At 57.8% G+C, this 1,758-nt stretch carries 1 rRNA gene; it reads left to right on the plus strand.

Annotated elements, in window-relative coordinates:
• Positions 1 to 58: 58 nt before the first annotated feature.
• Positions 59 to 1,758, plus strand: a 23S ribosomal RNA gene (locus ACF09K_RS34255); the annotation flags it as partial.

Consider the following 1,758-nt stretch of genomic DNA (forward strand, 5'->3'; position numbering starts at 1 on the left):
CGGGGTGATGGGTGGCTGGTCGTTGTTTGAGAACTGCACAGTGGACGCGAGCATCTGTGGCCAAGTTTTTAAGGGCGCACGGTGGATGCCTTGGCACCAGGAACCGATGAAGGACGTGGGAGGCCACGATAGTCCCCGGGGAGCCGTCAACCAGGCTTTGATCCGGGGGTTTCCGAATGGGGAAACCCGGCAGTCGTCATGGGCTGTCACCCATACCTGAACACATAGGGTATGTGGAGGGAACGCGGGGAAGTGAAACATCTCAGTACCCGCAGGAAGAGAAAACAACCGTGATTCCGGGAGTAGTGGCGAGCGAAACCGGATGAGGCCAAACCGTATACGTGTGAGACCCGGCAGGGGTTGCGTGTGCGGGGTTGTGGGATCTCACTTCTGTCGTCTGCCGGCGACAGGACGAGTCAGAAACCGTTGATGTAGACGAAGGACATGCGAAAGGTCCGGCGTAGAGGGTAAGACCCCCGTAGTCGAAACGTCAGCGGCTCGTTGGTGAGACACCCAAGTAGCACGGGGCCCGAGAAATCCCGTGTGAATCTGGCGGGACCACCCGCTAAGCCTAAATATTCCCTGGTGACCGATAGCGGATAGTACCGTGAGGGAATGGTGAAAAGTACCGCGGGAGCGGAGTGAAATAGTACCTGAAACCGTGTGCCTACAAGCCGTGGGAGCGTCGCGCATCAAGCTTGCTTGGTGCGTCGTGACTGCGTGCCTTTTGAAGAATGAGCCTGCGAGTTTGCGGTGTGTTGCGAGGTTAACCCGGGTGGGGTAGCCGTAGCGAAAGCGAGTCCGAACAGGGCGTTTTCAGTAGCACGCTCAAGACCCGAAGCGGAGTGATCTAGCCATGGGCAGGTTGAAGCGGAGGTAAGACTTCGTGGAGGACCGAACCCACCAGGGTTGAAAACCTGGGGGATGACCTGTGGTTAGGGGTGAAAGGCCAATCAAACTCCGTGATAGCTGGTTCTCCCCGAAATGCATTTAGGTGCAGCGTCGTGTGTTTCTTGCCGGAGGTAGAGCACTGGATAGGCGATGGGCCCTACCGGGTTACTGACCTTAGCCAAACTCCGAATGCCGGTAAGTGAGAGCGCGGCAGTGAGACTGTGGGGGATAAGCTCCATGGTCGAGAGGGAAACAGCCCAGAGCATCGACTAAGGCCCCTAAGCGTACGCTAAGTGGGAAAGGATGTGGAGTCGCACAGACAACCAGGAGGTTGGCTTAGAAGCAGCCACCCTTGAAAGAGTGCGTAATAGCTCACTGGTCTAGTGATTCCGCGCCGACAATGTAGCGGGGCTCAAGCGTACCGCCGAAGTCGTGTCATTGCGATATGTACCCCCAACGGGGATCGTGATGGGTAGGGGAGCGTCGTGTGCCGGGTGAAGCAGCCGCGGAAGCGAGTTGTGGACGGTTCACGAGTGAGAATGCAGGCATGAGTAGCGATACAAACGTGAGAAACGTTTGCGCCGATTGACTAAGGGTTCCTGGGTCAAGCTGATCTGCCCAGGGTAAGTCGGGACCTAAGGCGAGGCCGACAGGCGTAGTCGATGGATAACCGGTTGATATTCCGGTACCCGCTGTGAAGCGTCAAACATCGAGCATCGTGATGCTAAGGCCGTGAAGCCGTTCCGGACCCTTCGGGGAAAGGAAAGTGGTGGAGCCGCCGGCCCAAGCGGTTAGTAGGTGAGTGATGGGGTGACGCAGGAAGGTAGTCCAGCCCGGGCGGTGGTTGTCCCGGGGTAAGGGTGTAGG

The sequence above is a fragment of the Streptomyces sp. NPDC014882 genome (genome assembly GCF_043081325.1).
Taxonomy (GTDB): Bacteria; Actinomycetota; Actinomycetes; order Streptomycetales; family Streptomycetaceae; genus Streptomyces.